Source organism: Pseudolactococcus hodotermopsidis (assembly GCF_011170085.1).
In the GTDB taxonomy this organism is placed as follows: domain Bacteria; phylum Bacillota; class Bacilli; order Lactobacillales; family Streptococcaceae; genus Pseudolactococcus; species Pseudolactococcus hodotermopsidis.
Window position 1 is genome coordinate 1 of the sequence record NZ_BLLI01000117.1, and the last position, 2,240, is coordinate 2,240.

The following is a 2,240-nucleotide window of genomic DNA, read 5'->3' on the forward strand; positions in this document are numbered from 1 at the left end:
AAGAAAAACAGCCGAGAAATTTGCTTTGTTGTGGCATATTTTGCCTTGCATAAAAACTGCAAAATCTGCTTTTCCTTATCTGTTAAATCGTGTTTTTGCATTTCGATTTCCTTTCAATTTTAAGCGATCTTGCTCCGTGTGAAATAAGGTAAATACGGAGTAAGTCGTGTGCTATATTTTTATAAATCGGCGATTTTCCGCCAACAAAAAGCGTTCGTCCAACCTCGTGAAACGAATAGCGAAACGAACGCAATTTTTGTCTTAATCTGCAGTATTTTTCTTGCGCCTGCCAATATTTTTGGGTCTGGTTTTGGGAATTTTCTCAGAATTTTTGTCTAAATTCTCGCTAATATTTTGCAGAGAATGCAAATCGGAAAATCCAAATTGCTTGGAAAAATCAGCCTCAATTTCAGAAGTTGGCGTGCCATATTTAAGCGCAGATTTCGCAACCAAATCGCTGTAATTTCTGGTTGCGGGCGGTTTAGGAAAAGTTTTGCCAGAAAGCCAGCCACTAGAAATTCCATTGTTAGGCAACTTGGCATAAATGTGATATTGAGGCAAGTGATAAAAATCCTCAGCCACAAGTTCAGGCGCTTGTTTTGCCAGCTCCTGCGCATCGTTCATATCCAGTCCAAAACAGATTTTATTTCGGCAATTCGCATCAATCGCCATTTTGATATTTTGCGACAGTTGATGCCGATATTGGTGCGCCAAAGTCAATGAAAGTCCAAGTCCACGAGCCTGACTCAGCGCATCTGCCAAATCTGTTGGCAAGCGCAAATAATCTTGTAGTTCGTCAATAAACAGAGAAATTCTGTGGCGCTTTTCTGCCGGAATTTCTGCCCGTTTTAGCGCCAAACTCCAAGTCAGGCTAACTAATAGCGAACCCAAAAAACGTGCAGATTCAGCGCCTGTAACGCCTTTATTTAGCGAAACTAAAACGATTTTTCGTTCGTAAAATAAGTCGTTTAGGGAAAATTTAGGATTAGAAACGCCCAACATATTGCGCAAATTTGGATGAATAAAAATCTGACGCAGTTTGTTAAGAACGGGCGAAATGAGCTGAATTTGCTCGCCATTAGATAAATTGTCGTAATAATTCCAGAAACTTTCCACACCAAATGGGTCGTGAATTTGTTTCAAGATTTTCTGGCGAAATGGTTTGTTGGTCAAAAGTTGTGGCAATATCGCAAGCGTCGCATTTTTGGATTTTGCCAAAGTTAAAATGGCGTGAGTCAAAACATCGGCGCTACGAATGCCCCAATTTTCCGCAAATAAATCTTGGAAAATCGCCATCAAATGTTGGGTTAAAAGTTCTGGCGAAATGCCGTGTTTGGTCAGCTCAAACGGATTAAAACCAACCAAATTTGGAGAAGTTGGGTCAAGCAAAATTAAATCTTCCTCACGATTTTTGGGAAATCTTTCCAGAATATCTCGCACCAAATCGCCCTTGGGATCGATAACCAAAACACTGCGTCCAAGAGAAATGTCTGCCAAAATCAAATGCAACATCGCCGTGCTTTTGCCCGAACCCGTGCCACCAAGCAGAACAGTATGACAGAATGAATCGTGCTCAGAAATCCCCAGATTTTTAGCAGAAATTGCACCATTTAAGGTGTGAGAATCGCCAAAAATCCGCTTATGATTTTGTTTTAGCCCGATTGGTGGTAAAATAATTTTTGGATGGAGCTGTGAAATCCCGTGCAAATTTTTATCGCCAGTTGGGAAAATTCCCAGATTGGCGAGCTCAAGTGTCGAAAGTTTGAGAGGAAATTGCCACGGAATTTGCGCTTCATCCATTTTTTGTGGCAAAATTTCTTTGAACCGAATTTTAACGTGCGAGGATTCCAGAATTTTGAAACAATTTTGCATGGATTTTATCAGCTCGATTTGTCTTTTCGGACTGCCAGATTTTGCACCAATTCTCACAAGTGTGTTAAATGTTGCCAATGAATTTTTGTCGGTCAGTTGCTTTTTGGCTTCGGCAGAAATCGGCGGAATATTGCCAGAAATGATTTGCCACCAAGTTGCGTTCGGATTTATGAGTTCTGCTGGCGTGGGATGCGGTGGCGAACTTCTGCCGATAATGAGTTGCACAATTAGCGCCTCATTTTCACGGTCATTTCATAAATTTAATTTATCCGACAAATTCCGAAATTTCACAAGTTAAATAGCTATTTCAGACGATTATTTCCCTAACCGCTTTAATTTTCATAAAAAATCTGTTAAACTTTCGTTAT

Annotated in this window: 1 protein-coding gene; it reads right to left on the reverse strand. The window is 40.3% G+C overall.

Annotation, left to right across the window (positions count from 1 at the left end; genetic code table 11):
* Positions 1-261: 261 nt before the first annotated feature.
* Positions 262-2,097 carry a type IV secretory system conjugative DNA transfer family protein gene (locus Hs30E_RS10820; protein WP_172209943.1) on the reverse strand — a complete coding sequence of 612 codons (1,836 nt, stop codon included), beginning with the start codon at positions 2,095-2,097 and terminating at the stop codon, positions 262-264.
* Positions 2,098-2,240: the final 143 nt, after the last annotated feature.